This window comes from Streptomyces sp. NPDC107528 (assembly GCF_055639295.1).
The window spans coordinates 319,105-333,530 of sequence record NZ_JBVKAV010000006.1; the positions used below are offsets into that span (position 1 = coordinate 319,105).

A 14,426-nucleotide genomic window follows, 5' to 3' on the forward strand; every position below is an offset into this window, starting at 1 on the left:
AACTGAGTAAAGCGTGAGTAAGTTGCATAGGTGTGGGCCCGCGATCACGGGGGGCCACGGAGGGCCCACGAAGACGCGGGTCTGACGGATCAACAGCGAACCTCGGGGTGCGAACCTTGGCTTTCCAGATGCCGGACCGCGGCGGAGGCCCGACCGGGCCACGGATCAGAGTGGGCCGCCCGTCCCGGCGTGTCCGGACGCTGCTCATGACACTGGGCGTCCTCGCCGTCCTCGGCATGGCCTTCACCATGTTCGCGGGCTTCTGGACGGACTGGCTCTGGTACCGGTCGGTGAACTACTCCTCGGTGTTCACGACCACGCTGTGGACGAAGATCGGACTTTTCTTCGTCTTCGGTCTGTTGATGGCCCTCTCGGTCGGGTTCAACATCTGGCTGGCGCACAGGCTGCGCCCGCCGCTGAGCGCCATGTCGATGGAGCAGCAGAGCCTCGACCGCTACCGCATGGGCATCGCGCCCTACAAGAAGTGGCTGCTGCTGGCGATCACCGCGCTGGTCGGCCTGATCGCCGGTGCCTCTGCCTCCAGCCAGTGGCGGACCTGGCTGATGTGGGTCAACGGCGTGCCCTTCGGCGAGAAGGACCCGCAGTTCCACCTCGACGTCGGCTTCTACGCCTTCGACCTGCCCTGGTACCGGTTCCTGCTCGGCTTCGGCTTCGCCGCCGCGATCCTCTCCGTGATCGCCGCCGCGCTCACCCACTACCTGTACGGCGGGCTGCGCATCACCAGCCCGGGCGCGCGGGCCACGGCTGCGGCGACCGGTCATCTGTCGGTCCTCATCGGCATCTTCGTCGCCCTGAAGGCCGTCGCGTACTGGCTCGACCGGTACGGGCTCGCGGTGAAGTCCAGTGACTTCAAGGCGACCGACAACTGGACCGGCCTGAGGTACGTCGACGCCAACGCGTATCTGCCGGCCAAGACGATCCTGTTCTGCATCGCCGTCATCTGCGCGCTGCTGTTCTTCGCCACGCTGTGGCGGCGCACCTGGCAGCTGCCCGTCATCGGCTTCGGCCTGATGGTGCTCTCGGCGATCCTCATCGGCGGCCTGTACCCGGCGATCGTGCAGAAGTTCCAGGTCCAGCCCAACGAGCAGGCCAAGGAAGCGCCGTACGTCGAGAAGAACCTCAAGGCGACGCGCGACGCGTACGGCATCGACGGCACCAAGGTCACCGAGTACCCCGGCACGAGCAAGACCGAGGACAAGACCAAGCTGCGCGACGACGTGGACGCCACGGCGAGCATCCGGATCATGGACCCGAACATCGTGTCGCCGACGTTCCAGCAGCTCCAGCAGATCAGGAACTACTACGCGTTCCCGACGAACCTGGACGTCGACCGTTACGCCAAGGACGGCAAGGACCAGGACACGGTCATCGGTCTGCGCGAGATCAACCTCAACGGCATCCCGAAGCGCAACTGGATCAACGACCACTTCCGTTACACCCACGGCTACGGCGTGGTCGCCGCCGAGGGCACCAACGCCGACGCTCAGGGCCGACCGGACTTCACCGAGTCCGACCTGCCGTCCAAGGGCGACCTCGGGACGTACGAGCAGCGGGTCTACTACGGCGAGAAGACCACCATGTACTCGATCGTCGGCGGTCCCCAGAAGGAGATCGACTACTCCGACGACAACGGTGAGAAGACCTACAGCTACAAGGCCGACAGCGGGGTCAGTCTCTCCAACCCGGTCAACCGGGCCGCGTACGCGGTGGCGTTCGGCGAGCCGCAGATCCTGTACTCGGGTGCGATCGGCGACGGTTCGCGCATCCTGTACAACCGCACGCCCAAGGAGCGCGTCGAGGCGGTGGCCCCGTGGCTGACCATCGACGGTGACGCCTATCCGGCGGTCGTGGACGGCCGTATCCAGTGGATCGTCGACGCCTACACGACGACGAACGGCTATCCGTACTCCTCCCGTACGACCCTCGGTGATACGACGGCCGACTCGCTGACCGCCGCCAACGACCAGCGGGCGGTGGTGGCCCAGCAGAACCAGGTCAACTACATCCGCAACTCGGTGAAGGCGACGGTCGACGCCTACAGCGGCGAGGTCAAGCTCTTCCAGTGGGACACCAAGGACCCGGTCCTGAAGACCTGGATGAAGGCGTTCCCGGACACGGTGAAGCCGAAGAGCGAGATCTCGAAGTCGCTGATGGACCATCTGCGCTACCCGCAGGACCTGTTCAAGGTCCAGCGCGAGCTGCTCACCCGCTACCACGTGAAGGACGCCACGACGTTCCTCAGCGGCAGCGAGGTCTGGCAGGTGCCGGACGACCCGACCAACAAGTCGGGCAGCGCGGTGCCGCCGTACTACCTGAGCATGAAGATGCCCGACCAGAAGGCACAGGCGTTCTCGCTGACGACGACGTTGACGCCGAACGGCCGGGACAACCTCAGTGCCTTCATGGCGGTCGACGCCGAGGCGGGCACCAGTGACTACGGCAAGATCAGAATTCTGAAACTGCCGACCAACACCACGGTGAACGGGCCCAGTCAGGTCCAGAGCCAGTTCAACTCCGAGCAGAACATCGCCGAGACGATCAGGCTGCTGAGAGGCGGCGACTCGGAGGTCGAGTACGGCAACCTGCTGGCGGTCCCGCTCGACGGCGGACTGCTCTATGTGGAGCCGGTCTATGTGCGTGGTGGCGGACTCAAGTACCCGCTGCTGCGGAAGGTGTTGGTGTCCTACGGCGGCACCACCGCCTTCGAGGACACGCTCGGCGAGGCCCTCAACAAGGTCTTCGGAGCGGAGGGCCCGACCACTCAGCCACCGGACGAGGGTGAAGACGAGGGCGGCGGCACGACACCTCCGCCGACGTCCACCAACCCGACGGTCCAAGAGGCGTTGAACGACGCCCAGGACGCCTTCGAGGCCGGCCAGGAAGCTCTCAAGAAGAACGACTGGGAGGCCTACGGCAGGGCGCAGAAGGATCTCGAGGACGCGCTGAAGCGGGCCGAGGACGCGCAGGCGCAGGCCGACAAGACCGGCGGTTCCGGCGGTGGCGGCGGTGGCGGCACTGCGAGCCCGAGTTCCAGTCCGAAGCCGAGCAGCAGTCCCAGCGGCAGTTAGGGACGACGGCTGATCGAATAGCCCACCTCGCGCCGTGATACGGTTGCAGAACAACGGCGCGGGGTGGAGCAGCTCGGTAGCTCGCTGGGCTCATAACCCAGAGGTCGCAGGTTCAAATCCTGTCCCCGCTACTGAAGTCGGCGAATATTTCGTACGACAGCGAAGGCCCGGATCCTCAAGAGGATCCGGGCCTTCGTCGTGTGCGAACGCATGTGCACGCACGGCGGGACGGCCGCGCCGCCTCGGGGAGTTGGGGGAACTGTGTTTGACTTGTCTCTCTGTGGGCATGTCGACAAAACGCTGAAGTGACCTCACTGGCTGCGGTATACCAGGTGTACCCAGGTTGCAGGTGGTGCGACGATGGACGTTATGGGGGACAAGGCAACTCTGTTGGAGACAGGGCGGTTTGTGCAGCCTGCCGACTTTGTGCAGCCGACGGGCGATTTCGTGCGGTCCACGGACGGTGCCTCGCAGCCGATGGGCGGCCTCTCGCGGCAGGTGAGCGACCTCACGCAGTCGGACGGCGAGTTCGCGCTCGACCGGCCGACGGACCAGGACGAGACCGGGGACGCCGCCGAGGAGGCGCGGCAGCGACTCGCCGCCGAGGGCGGGGACGTCGAGGCGATGAGCGTCCTCGGGGCCATGCTGCTGCGCCGCGGGGATCTCGACGGAGCCGAGGCTCATCTGCGTGCCGCCACCGCAGCCGGGGACCGGGCCGCAGCCAACAACCTGGGAGTTCTTCTTCACCAGCGCGGGTACGCCGACGAGGCCGCCGGCTGGTGGCGGATCGCCGCCGTCGCCGGGTCTGCCGCGGCCGCGCACGCGCTGGGACGCCATCACCGCGAGCGGGGCGACGAGCCTGCCGCCGAGTACTGGCTGCGGCAGTCCGCCGAACAGGGACACGCGCTGGGCGCCTACGCGCTCGCCGATCTGCTGGAGCACCGCAGCGACGGCGCGGCCGAGCAGTGGATGCGGGCCGCGGCGGAACGCGGGCATCGGGAGGCGGCGTACCGGCTGGCGCGCGCACTCGACCGGCAGGCGGTGCGGGCGGGGGAGGACGAACCCGACAACGGTGTCGCGCCGGACGAGTCGCTGGTGGCGGAGGCCGAGCAGTGGTACCGGCAGGCCGCCGCGCGCGGGCACCGCCGGGCCGCGCTGCACCTCGGGGCGATCCTGGAGAAGCGCGGGGAGCTCAAGGAAGCCGGGCGCTGGTATCTGACGTCCGCCAAGGACGGGGAGGCGCGGGCCGCCTGCGCGCTCGGGTTCCTGCTGCGGGACGCGGGGGACACCGAGAGCGCCGCCGTGTGGTGGCTGCGGGCCGCCCAGGACGGCGACGGCAACGCGGCGAACGCGCTGGGCGCGCTGCACGCCGAGCGCGGCCAGACGCAGACCGCCGAGCGGTGGTACCGGGCCGCGATGGACGCGGGCGATGTCAATGGCGCGTACAACCTCGGGCTGCTCTGCGCCGAGCAGGGGCGGACCTCGCAGGCCGAGCAGTGGTACCGGCGGGCGGCATACGCCGGGCACCGCGAGGCGGCGAACGCGCTGGCGATCCTGCTGCTCCAGGGCGGGGACGCGACGGGCGCCGAGCCGTGGTTCTCCAAGGCCGCGGAGGCGGGCAGCGTGGACGCCGCGTTCAACCTGGGGATCCTGCACGCCGGGCGGGGCGAGGAGCGGGCCGCGCTGCGGTGGTACGAGCGTGCCGCTGCCGCCGGTCACACGGAGGCGGCGCTGCAGGTCGGGATCGCGCGGCTGCGGGACGGGGACGAGTTCGCGGCCGAGCGGCATCTGCGCTGTGCGGCCGGGGGCGGCAGCGCGGAAGCCGCGTACCGGCTGGCGACCGTGCTGGACGCTCGGCGTCCACCGGAGCCCGAGCATGAGCTGGGGGAGCCGGCGCACGAGAAGACCGAGTGCGAGGAGTGGTACGAGCGGGCGGCCTCCCAGGGGCATCGGCGGGCGCAGGTGCGAGTGGGGATGCTCGCCGCGGCCCGGGGCGATGTGGTGGAGGCGGCTCGGTGGTACCGGGCTGCCGCGGAGGCCGGGTCTCGGAACGGTGCCTTCAATCTGGGGCTGCTGCTGGCCCGGGAGGGGAGTGAGCCGGAGGCGGCGGTGTGGTGGACGCGAGCGGCTGACGCCGGGCACGGGCGGTCGGCTTTGCGGCTCGCTCTGGTCTACGCGCGTCGTGGCGAGCTGGCGGAGGGAAAGCGGTGGGCTGATCGGGCCGTGACGCTCGGGCCTCGGGAGGTTGCGGAGCGGGCGGCTCGGCTGCGGGACGCTCTGCGGGAGGAGCTCTCGGCGTGACGCTGCGCTGAGCTTGGTCGGCTGGGCTGGGCTGGAGCGGGGTGAGTTTCTCGGTACCCGGAGTCAGGGTTGCCCCGGGGAAGGGTTCGCCCCCGCCGCCCCTACCCGTCCCGTACCTGGGGGCTGCCGCCCCCAGACCCCCGCTTCCGCCCTGGACGGGCCTCGTCCTCAAACACCGGACGGGCTGGATGCCTGGGCCGAGGCAGTCGCCTCGACCAGCGATTTGCCTCTGTCCGCATGCTTGACGTAATGTTCAGTTCACCGACGCGGGGTGGAGCAGCTCGGTAGCTCGCTGGGCTCATAACCCAGAGGTCGCAGGTTCAAATCCTGTCCCCGCTACTGAAGGCCTGGGGCCGGGATCCGAAAGGGTCCCGGCCCCAGGTGTTTCCCGGGGCGTGTCAGGGCGTGTGGCCCACCGCCTCCTCGTACAGGGTGCGGTTCACCGTTCGGGACTCCGGGAGGGCGTCTCCCTCCACCACTCCCTGGGCCTTGTATGCCGACTGCAGGCGGGTCGTCGTCCGGGCGCGGATCTCCCAGTCCATGCGCAGTGGTGGGGTGGAGCGCAGGATGGACGCGTCCGACTTCAGGATTCCGGCGAGGTAGGTGACGAAGGTCGCATCCTGTTTGTAGTCCGACGCGAAGTACGTGTTCACCGTGCGGATGTAGGCCCGGATCAGGGCGACTCCCGCGTCCACGTCGTCCTGGAGCAGCGTGGGGCCGTACAGCATGCCGCCCAGTGGTTCGCCCGGCGGCTGACCGCCGAGGAAGGCGTAGCCCTGCCGGCCGTCCACCTTGCGCCAGACCGGGTCCAGGAGCCAGGCCGAGTCGACGCCGCCGTTCTCCAGGGCCGTGAGGACGTCGGCCGAGCCCAGCTGCTGGTACTGGATGTCGGCGAGGCCGCCGCCGTGCTGCTCCAGGGCCTTCTCCATGGGGTACGCGATGACCGAGCCCTTGCCGATCATCGTGCCCAGCCTGCGGCCGGCCATGGCGACGCGGCTCGCGCTCTCGCCCTCCTTCAGGCGCACCCACAGACCGCTCTTCGACTTCGGGTCGGGTGAGAAGTTCCCCGCGACCCACTTGATGTCGAAGCCGCCCTTGATGCCGTTCATGACCGCCGCCTCCGGGGCCGCCCACAGGGCGTCGATGTCGCCCTTGGCCAGGAGCGGGAGCGCGTCCGGAGTCGGCAGGACCTTCAGCGTGACGTCCAGGCCTTCCTTCTTGAACTCCCCCTTGTCAAGGGCGACTTGCAGGGGAGCCACGTACTCGGCGCTCAGCGTGCCCGTCGCGATCGTCAGCTTGCGGGACTCGGGCACGGGCTGTGGGGGAGGGGCGCCGGGGAGACAGCGGGCCGGGGTTCGGGTCGGGGTGAGGTCCTTCGGGTCCGTCCAGGCCTTGTCGCCGCAGCCTTCCACCGGGCGGATGGTGCGTTGCCCGCCGCCCGCGTTCGAGGAGGAGTCCGACTCGTACGGGGACGAGCAGGCCGCCGACGCCAGCAGTGCCGCGGCGGCCATGACGGCGCCGTATCGTTGCGTGGTCCTCCGCTTCATGACTGGCCCCTTCCTCGGTCCCTCGGTGCCCAGGGGGTGAGCAGGCGGCCGGCGAAGCGGATCAGTTCGGAGAAGAGGACCCCGAGGATCGCGACGCAGACGATGCCGACGAACATCACGTCGTTCTGGAACAGCGCGCGTGAATCGAAGATCAGATGGCCCAGGCCGTTCGTCGCGGCGATCTGCTCCGACGCGACGATGACCAGGACCGCCACACCCGCCGCGATACGCGCGCCCACCAGGACGGACGGGAGGGAAGCGGGCAGCAGGACGTGGCGGAACATCTGCCATTGCGAGGCGCCGAAGACCTGGCCCGCGTCGCGGTGGCCGGCGGGGATGGACATCACCGCGGACATCGTGGAGATCCAGACGAAGAAGAACACCGTGGCCGCCACCAGGGCCACCTGCGGACCCTCGCCCAGGCCGAACATGTTCAGGAAGACGGGGAGCAGGGCCAGCTTCGGTACGACGTACAGGGCGTCCAGGAGCGGTTCCAGGGCCGCACGTATCAGAGACAGGGAACCCATCAGCAGGCCCAGGGCGTAGCCCGCCGCCGTGCCGGCCGTGTATCCCGCGAGGACGCGCTTCAGCGTGGCCCATACGTCCGGCCACAGGTCGCCGTCCGCCGCTCGGTCCCAGCCGTCGGCGAGGATCGTGGAGGGGGCCGGGTAGACGCGGTCGTCGATCCAGGCTTGCGCCGCGGCCAGTTGCCACAGCAGGAGGAGGGCGAGGGGGACGGCGAGCGCCAGGGACAGCTCCAGTGCGCGCCTGCGGCGGTGGGTTCGTGCGGGGTGCAGTTCCTGCGGGCCGGGGCGGCGGACCAGGACCGACTCGGCGGGCGGCTTCGCGAGTGTCGTCATGCCGGTGCCGCCTCCTTGCGCAGCAGGTCCCACAGCTCGCTCTTCAGTGCCGTGAACTCGGGGGTGGCGCGGATGTCGCCGGTGCGCGGGCGTGCGAACGGCGGGCGGTGTTCGGCGATGATCCGGCCCGGGCGGGCGGACATGACCAGGACCCGGTCGCCGAGGACGATCGCCTCCTCCAGGCTGTGGGTGATGAAGAGCGTGGTGGTTCGCAGAGACTGGGTGATGTCCAGGAGTTCGTCCTGGAGGATCGTGCGCAGCTGGGCGTCGAGCGCCGCGAACGGCTCGTCCATCAGCAGCAGTTCGGGCTCCACGGCCAGCGCCCGGGCGATCGCCACGCGCTGGCGCATCCCGCCGGAGAGGGTGGCCGGGTACGCGGCCGCGAAGTCCGACAGGCCCATGCGGGCCAGCCAGTCGTCGGCGCGGACGTCCGCCTCGCGCCGCGGGACGCGCTGGATGTCCAGGCCGAAGCGGACGTTCGCGCGGACCGACTTCCAGTCGTAGATGCCGTAGTCCTGGAAGATCATGGCGGCCGGGCGGCTGCTGGATGTACGGATCTCCAGGGTGCCCGTGCTCGGGCGGAGCAGGCCGGCGGCGATGCGCAACAGCGTGGATTTGCCGCAGCCGGAGGGGCCGACGACACAGACGAACTCGCCGGGGGCGACGGTCAGATCGAGGGGGCCGAGGGCGTGGACGGTGTGGGGGGTTCGGCCGAAGGTACGGGTCAGGTCGTGCGCTCTGAGTTTGGGGTACGGCTCTCCCACTTCTGTCTCCTTGCGGAGTGCGGTACGGGCGTGTGGGTGCCGTTGACCATATGACGGGCCGTCAGATTCCGGAACCCCGCCCGCCCGCACCCGGGCAGCACGAAGCCCCGGCGCTCACGGGCGCCGGGGCTCGGGGAGGGTGGCCGGTTAGGCCTTCGCGCAGTTCGGGCAGACGCCGCGGTACGTCACCTCGACGTCCGACACCGTGAAGCCGAAGCGCTCGGAGTCGGGGAGGTCGGCCATCGGGTTGCCCGTCGGGTGGACGTCCCGGATGGAGCCGCACTGGGCGCAGACCAGGTGGTGGTGGGGCCGGTGGGCGTTCGGGTCGTACCGCTTCGCGCGCTTGTCGGTGGAGACCTCGAGCACCTCGCCGAGGGTGACCAGCTCGCCCAGCGTGTTGTAGACGGTCGCCCGGGAGATCTCGGGCAGCTTGGCGACGGCCCGGGCGTGCACCTCGTCGGCCGTCAGGTGGACGTGATCGCCGGCGAGTACCTCGGCCACGACACGCCGCTGCGCGGTCATCCGCCATCCGCGTCCGCGCAGCCGTTCCAGAAGGTCACTCATGCAGAACACCTTAACAGCAGGATGACCAGCTTCCGAATGGATGTGACTTTGGAGCTTGGCTTGACTTAGACAAAGTCCAAAATAGGATCGGGATCGACTTTGGCCCATGGGACAGGAGTGGCCGGAGTCGCTCGTACCAACGCAGGAGGCGCACGTGACCCAGGGACCGCTCACGACGGAGGCCGGTGCTCCGGTCGCCGACAACCAGAACAGCGAGACCGCGGGCGTCGGCGGCCCGGTCCTCGTCCAGGACCAGCTCCTGCTGGAGAAGCTCGCCCACTTCAACCGAGAGCGCATCCCGGAGCGCGTGGTGCACGCCCGCGGCGCCGGCGCCTACGGCACCTTCACGGTGACCGCCGATGTCACCCCGTACACGCGCGCCGCCTTTCTCTCCAAGGTCGGCAAGCAGACGGAGACGTTCCTGCGCTTCTCGACGGTGGCCGGCAGCCTGGGCGCGGCGGACGCCGTGCGCGACCCGCGCGGCTGGGCGCTGAAGTTCTACACCGAGGAGGGCAACTACGACCTCGTCGGCAACAACACCCCGGTGTTCTTCATCAAGGACGCCATCAAGTTCCCGGACTTCATCCACACCCAGAAGCGCGACCCGTACACGGGGAGCCAGGAGGCGGACAACGTCTGGGACTTCTGGAGCCTGTCCCCCGAGTCCACGCACCAGGTGACCTGGCTGTTCGGCGACCGTGGCATCCCGGCGTCGTACCGCCACATGAACGGCTACGGCTCGCACACCTACCAGTGGAACAACGAGGCCGGCGAGGTCTTCTGGGTCAAGTACCACTTCAAGACCGACCAGGGGATCAGGAACCTCACCCAGGCCGAGGCCAACAGGCTCGCCGGCGAGGACCCCGACTCCCATCAGCGCGATCTGCGTCAGGCCATCGAGCGCGGCGAGTTCCCGAGCTGGACCGTGCAGGTGCAGATCATGCCGGCGGCGGACGCGGCGACGTACCGCTTCAACCCGTTCGACCTCACCAAGGTGTGGCCGCACGAGGACTACCCGCCGATCGAGATCGGCCGGCTGGAGCTCAACCGGAACCCGCGCAACGTCTTCGCCGAGGTCGAGCAGTCGATCTTCAGCCCCGCCCACTTCGTGCCGGGCATCGGCCCGTCACCGGACAAGATGCTCCAGGGCCGCCTCTTCGCCTACGGCGACGCCCACCGTTACCGCGTCGGCATCAACGCCGACCACCTGCCGGTGAACCGCCCGCACGCCACCGAGGCGCGCACCAACTCCCGCGACGGCTTCCTGTACGACGGCCGCCACGGCGGCGCGAAGAACTACGAGCCGAACAGCTTCGGCGGCCCGGCGCAGACGGGCCGTCCGCTGTGGCAGCCGTTCGCCGGCTTCACGGCCGGCACGGGCGACCACGAGGCGCCCGTGCACGCCGAGGACGACGACTTCGTGCAGGCGGGCAACCTCTACCGCCTGATGTCGGACGACGAGAAGGAACGCCTGATCGCCAACCTGACGGGTGCCATCGCGCAGGTCTCGCGCGAGGACATCGCCGAGCGGGTGATCGGCAACTTCCGTCGGGCCGACGAGGACTTCGGCAAGCGGCTGGAGGCCGCGGTCCAGGCCCTGCGCGGCTGAAACACCGACCAGCACTGGATCGCTTGCCGCGGCCGGCGGGCCGGGTTCCTCCGGGGGCCCGGCCCGTCCGGCGTTCTAGGCGGGCACGTGCTGCCGTACGGGTGCCCAGCAGCGGATGATGTCGCGGACCGAGACGATGCCCACGGGCTCCTCGTGATCGAGGACGATCAGATGCCGGAAGCCGCCGTGCGCCATGGCGCGGGCCGCCTCCTCCAGGGTCCATGACGGGGCGGCGAACACGACGTTGTTGGTGGTGTGGTCGTGGGCGCGCTCGGCGTCCGGGTCCTGTCCCAGGCCGACGGAGTTGAGGATGTCGCGTTCGGTAAGGATGCCGATACCGCCGGCATCGGGGTCGTGGACCACGGCCGCGCCGATCCGACGAGCGGACATCAGCGCGGCGGCCTGGCGAAGGGTGTGAGTGGGGCCGATGGTGAGGACCACGGTGCTCATGGCGTCACGTACGAGCATGGATGGAGCCACCTCCTGAAGTGCCCCCGCACCGTTTGTTCATTGCTTCACAAATTCACAAGTGGGGGGACTCTCAGAGTGACAGGTAAAGAGGGGGTCAACAAGGGGGCGCTCAGTAGCGCTCGTTGAGGTACCCGAGGAGCTCGTCGTGCATCAGGCCGTTCGAGGCGGCCGCGTTGCCGCTGTGGGGGCCGGGTCGGCCGTCGAGGCCGGTGAAGGTGCCGCCCGCCTCCGTCACGACGATCGCGGTGGCGGCCATGTCCCACAGGGACAGCTCGGGCTCTGCGCACAGGTCCACCGAGCCCTCCGCGACCATCATGTACGGCCAGAAGTCGCCGTACGCGCGCGTGCGCCACACCTCGCGCGTGAGGTCGAGGAAGCCGTCGAGGCGCCCCTGCTCCTCCCAGCCGCTGAGCGAGGAGTACGCGAACGAGGCGTCCGACAGCTTGGAGACGCTGGAGACGCGCAGGCGGGACGCGGAGGAGAGGCTGCGGCCCGTGAATGCGCCGTGCCCCTTGGCGGCCCACCAGCGGCGGCCGAGGGCGGGGGCGGAGACGAGGCCCACGACCGGCTGGTAGCCGCCCTCCGAGGCCTCCGTCAGGGAGATGAGGGTGGCCCAGACCGGGACGCCGCGTACGTAGTTCTTGGTGCCGTCGATCGGGTCGATCACCCAGCGTCGGGGGCCGGTGCCCTCGACGCCGCGCTCCTCTCCGAGGATCGCGTCTCTCGGGCGGGCTCGCTGGAGCTGCCCGCGGATGAGGTCCTCGGCGGCCTTGTCGGCCTCGCTCACCGGGGTCATGTCCGGCTTGGTCTCGACCTTGAGGTCGAGCGCCTTGAAGCGGTCCATGGTGGCGGCGTCGGCGGCGTCCGCGAGGACGTGGGCGAGGCGGAGATCGTCGAGGTAGTCCGGCATGGAATCAACGCTATCTGTCGTGGTCGGGGTGGGGCTACAGGCCCCGTGGATCAAGTTCCCCGGCACCCGGGACCCGACGGAAGCCCGCGCGCCCCGGCTGAATGGCGCCCCCGCGTGCCTTCGCGAACCCTTGACAGTGCCGCTGTGCGCGTCAAATCTGGGCGCAGAGCCGCTCGTCCCAGGGAGGCGATGATGCCTGCAGCGCGGGAATCCCTGCTGGACGCCGCTTACACGGCGCTGGCGCGCAGGCCGTGGTCCGCCGTGCGGATGGTGGACGTGGCCGCCGCGGCCGGCGTGTCCCGGCAGACGCTGTACAACGAGTTCGGGAGCAAGGAAGGCCTGGCCCGCGCACTCGTGAGGAGAGAGGCCGACGGATACCTCGCCGGCATCGAACGCGCCCTCGCCACCCACAGCGACGCCCGCGACCGCCTCACCGCCACCGCGGAGTGGACCGTCGGCCTCGCCCGCGACAACGCCCTCGTCCGCGCCATGCTCACCGGCTGCTGGAGCGAGCGGCTGCCCTCGCCCACCCTGTCCGCGGTCCCGTCCTCCTCCGCCGTACCGGCCCAGCGACGGGCCGACGGGCCGCTCCCGTCACCCGGCGACTTCGTGGGCATGGTGCGCGACCGGGCCGTGGCGGTCCTCAGCGGGCCCGGTGTCGACAAGTCCGACACCGCCGACCTCGCCCGCTCCTGCGAACTCGTCGTCAGGCTGGCCCTTTCCTGCGTCGCAGCGCCACCCGGCGAGGGCGGAGTCGCCGATCTCGTACGCAGCGCGCTGCACCGGCAGTTGGCGGGCGGGCCGCCGTAGGAAACGTGGCTCAGTGCGCCGAACCCGACAGCTGCAGGCCGACGACGCCCACGATCACGAAGCTGATCGACACGATCTTCAGCGTCGACACGATGTCGCCGAGGAAGATCATCCCGTAGACCGCCGTACCCGCCGCCCCGATTCCCGTCCACACCGCGTACGCCGGCCCCACGTCCAGCTTCCTCAGCGCCAGCGTCAGCAGTCCGAAACTGCCGAGGGCGAAGATGCAGAACGCGACCGTCGGCCACAGGCGGCTGAAGCCGTGCGACAGCTTCAGGCAGACGGCGAACCCGGTTTCGAGCAGCCCCGCCACGATGACCAGCAGCCACGCCATGTGCTGTCCTCCCGTATCCCCACGTTCTGTGACCGCTTCGTCAGGTTCGTCAGGCTTTGGTCAGGCTTGGTTCCGGCTCGGTGCGATTATGCCCTTACCAGCCCTACAGGGAGACAAACAACGCGGAGGTCAGTCGCCTTCCTCCGTCGACCTCTCAGTCATCCTCCGTGGATTCGCGCGTCGCCAGCAGCCGCCGCAGCGAGTACAGCCGTGCCGGATCGGCGTGCCCCTGAGCCACCCAGTCGTCCAGCGCACAGTCCGGTTCGTCATGACTGCACGCACGCGGGCAGCCCTCGGTTCCCGGTTGCAGGTCGGGAAACGCGTTGATCACCCGGGACGGGTCGACATGAGCCAGGCCGAAGGAGCGGACGCCGGGGGTGTCGATCACCCAGCCGTCCACCTCCGCCAGCGGCAGCGCCAGCGCGGACGTCGTCGTGTGCCGGCCCCGGCCCGTCACCGCGTTCACATGCCCTGTCGAGCGTCGGCGTTCCTCCGGCACCAGCGCGTTCACCAGCGTCGTCTTGCCGACACCCGAGTGACCGACGAACGCCGTGACCCTGCCGCCCAGTTGCTCCCGTACGCGGTCCGCCGCGCCGCCGTTCTCCAGCTCGTCGCGGCTGGTGACGACGTACGGGATGTCCAGGTCGCCGTACAGCTCAAGGAGTTTGGCCGGCGGAGCCAGGTCCGACTTCGTCATCACCAGCAGCGGCTCCAGGCCGCCGTCGAACGCCGCCACCAGACAGCGGTCGATCAGCCGCGGCCGCGGCTCGGGGTCGGCGAGGGCGGTGACGATGGCGAGTTGGTCGGCGTTGGCCACGACCACGCGCTCGAAGGGATCGTCGTCGTCGGCCGTCCGCCGCAGCACGGAGGTCCGCTTCTCGATGCGTACGATCCGCGCGAGGGTGTCCTTCTTGCCGGTCAGATCGCCGACCAGCGCCACCCGGTCACCGACGACCGCAGCCTTGCGGCCCAGTTCGCGGGCCTTCATGGCCATCACGATCCGGTCGTCCACGAGGACGGTCAGACGGCCCCGGTCGACGGTGAGGACCATGCCCTCGGCGGCGTCCTCGTGCTTGGGGCGGATGTTCGTACGGGGCCGGGTGTTGCGACGGCCGGGACGGGTGCGGATGTCGTCCTCGTCGGTGTGCTTGCCGTAGCGGCGCATAG

12 protein-coding genes and 2 tRNA genes are annotated in these 14,426 nt (G+C 69.6%); 6 read left to right on the plus strand and 8 right to left on the minus strand.

The features are described 5' to 3' along the window. The first annotated feature begins 128 nt into the window (after nucleotides 1-128). From ACZ7L5_RS21230 to ACZ7L5_RS21245, 4 genes are all read left to right on the plus strand, one after another. Complete coding sequence (locus ACZ7L5_RS21230; RefSeq protein WP_471518476.1) at nucleotides 129-3,089, plus strand: UPF0182 family membrane protein; 2,961 nt, start codon at nucleotides 129-131, stop codon at nucleotides 3,087-3,089. A gap of 57 nt (nucleotides 3,090-3,146) precedes the next feature. Next, nucleotides 3,147-3,220: transfer RNA gene (locus ACZ7L5_RS21235), tRNA-Met, on the plus strand. 238 nt (nucleotides 3,221-3,458) lie between these two features. Further along, the gene (locus tag ACZ7L5_RS21240) at nucleotides 3,459-5,390 is read left to right on the plus strand and encodes a tetratricopeptide repeat protein (RefSeq protein ID WP_471518328.1); all 1,932 of its coding nucleotides are present in this window, start codon (nucleotides 3,459-3,461) and stop codon (nucleotides 5,388-5,390) included. Between the two features lie 265 nt (nucleotides 5,391-5,655). Continuing rightward, nucleotides 5,656-5,729 (plus strand) — tRNA-Met (locus tag ACZ7L5_RS21245). Nucleotides 5,730-5,788: 59 nt separating this feature from the next. Here the strand turns inward: ACZ7L5_RS21245 and ACZ7L5_RS21250 are convergent. From ACZ7L5_RS21250 to ACZ7L5_RS21265, 4 genes are all read right to left on the minus strand, one after another. Next, nucleotides 5,789-6,937: an ABC transporter substrate-binding protein gene (locus ACZ7L5_RS21250; RefSeq protein WP_471518329.1), complete on the minus strand. Its 1,149-nt coding sequence runs from the start codon at nucleotides 6,935-6,937 to the stop codon at nucleotides 5,789-5,791. After that, the gene (locus tag ACZ7L5_RS21255; protein ID WP_471518330.1) at nucleotides 6,934-7,797 is read right to left on the minus strand and encodes an ABC transporter permease; all 864 of its coding nucleotides are present in this window, start codon (nucleotides 7,795-7,797) and stop codon (nucleotides 6,934-6,936) included. Before ACZ7L5_RS21255 ends, ACZ7L5_RS21250 begins: the two co-directional genes overlap by 4 nt. Then, nucleotides 7,794-8,561 carry an ABC transporter ATP-binding protein gene (locus tag ACZ7L5_RS21260; RefSeq protein WP_471518331.1) on the minus strand — a complete coding sequence of 256 codons (768 nt, stop codon included), beginning with the start codon at nucleotides 8,559-8,561 and terminating at the stop codon, nucleotides 7,794-7,796. The genes ACZ7L5_RS21255 and ACZ7L5_RS21260 overlap by 4 nt, the downstream gene beginning before the upstream one ends. Before the next feature lie 147 nt (nucleotides 8,562-8,708). Next, entirely contained in the window at nucleotides 8,709-9,125 is a 417-nt protein-coding gene (locus ACZ7L5_RS21265; protein ID WP_190069503.1) for a Fur family transcriptional regulator, read from the minus strand. A gap of 106 nt (nucleotides 9,126-9,231) precedes the next feature. Between ACZ7L5_RS21265 and ACZ7L5_RS21270 the strand changes: the two genes are divergently transcribed. Further along, nucleotides 9,232-10,734 (plus strand): catalase, encoded by a 1,503-nt coding sequence (locus ACZ7L5_RS21270; protein WP_471518332.1) that lies wholly within the window; start codon nucleotides 9,232-9,234, stop codon nucleotides 10,732-10,734. A gap of 75 nt (nucleotides 10,735-10,809) precedes the next feature. Here ACZ7L5_RS21270 and ACZ7L5_RS21275 read toward each other — a convergent pair whose 3' ends face one another. Next, on the minus strand, nucleotides 10,810-11,202 hold the full coding sequence (locus ACZ7L5_RS21275) for a CBS domain-containing protein (protein ID WP_328879423.1): 393 nt from the start codon (nucleotides 11,200-11,202) through the stop codon (nucleotides 10,810-10,812). Between the two features lie 112 nt (nucleotides 11,203-11,314). Then, nucleotides 11,315-12,115 carry a histidinol-phosphatase gene (gene hisN / locus ACZ7L5_RS21280; RefSeq protein WP_328879422.1) on the minus strand — a complete coding sequence of 267 codons (801 nt, stop codon included), beginning with the start codon at nucleotides 12,113-12,115 and terminating at the stop codon, nucleotides 11,315-11,317. A gap of 189 nt (nucleotides 12,116-12,304) precedes the next feature. Between hisN and ACZ7L5_RS21285 the strand changes: the two genes are divergently transcribed. Beyond that, nucleotides 12,305-12,925, plus strand: a complete 621-nt coding sequence (locus ACZ7L5_RS21285; protein ID WP_471518333.1) for a TetR/AcrR family transcriptional regulator — start codon at nucleotides 12,305-12,307, stop codon at nucleotides 12,923-12,925. A gap of 10 nt (nucleotides 12,926-12,935) precedes the next feature. On the opposite strand, the gene ACZ7L5_RS21290 is transcribed toward ACZ7L5_RS21285, so the two are convergent. Further along, nucleotides 12,936-13,259: a DMT family transporter gene (locus ACZ7L5_RS21290; protein ID WP_471518334.1), complete on the minus strand. Its 324-nt coding sequence runs from the start codon at nucleotides 13,257-13,259 to the stop codon at nucleotides 12,936-12,938. A 154-nt stretch (nucleotides 13,260-13,413) separates the two neighbouring features. Further along, nucleotides 13,414-14,424 carry a ribosome small subunit-dependent GTPase A gene (gene rsgA, locus ACZ7L5_RS21295; RefSeq protein WP_328879420.1) on the minus strand — a complete coding sequence of 337 codons (1,011 nt, stop codon included), beginning with the start codon at nucleotides 14,422-14,424 and terminating at the stop codon, nucleotides 13,414-13,416. Between the last annotated feature and the right edge of the window lie 2 nt (nucleotides 14,425-14,426).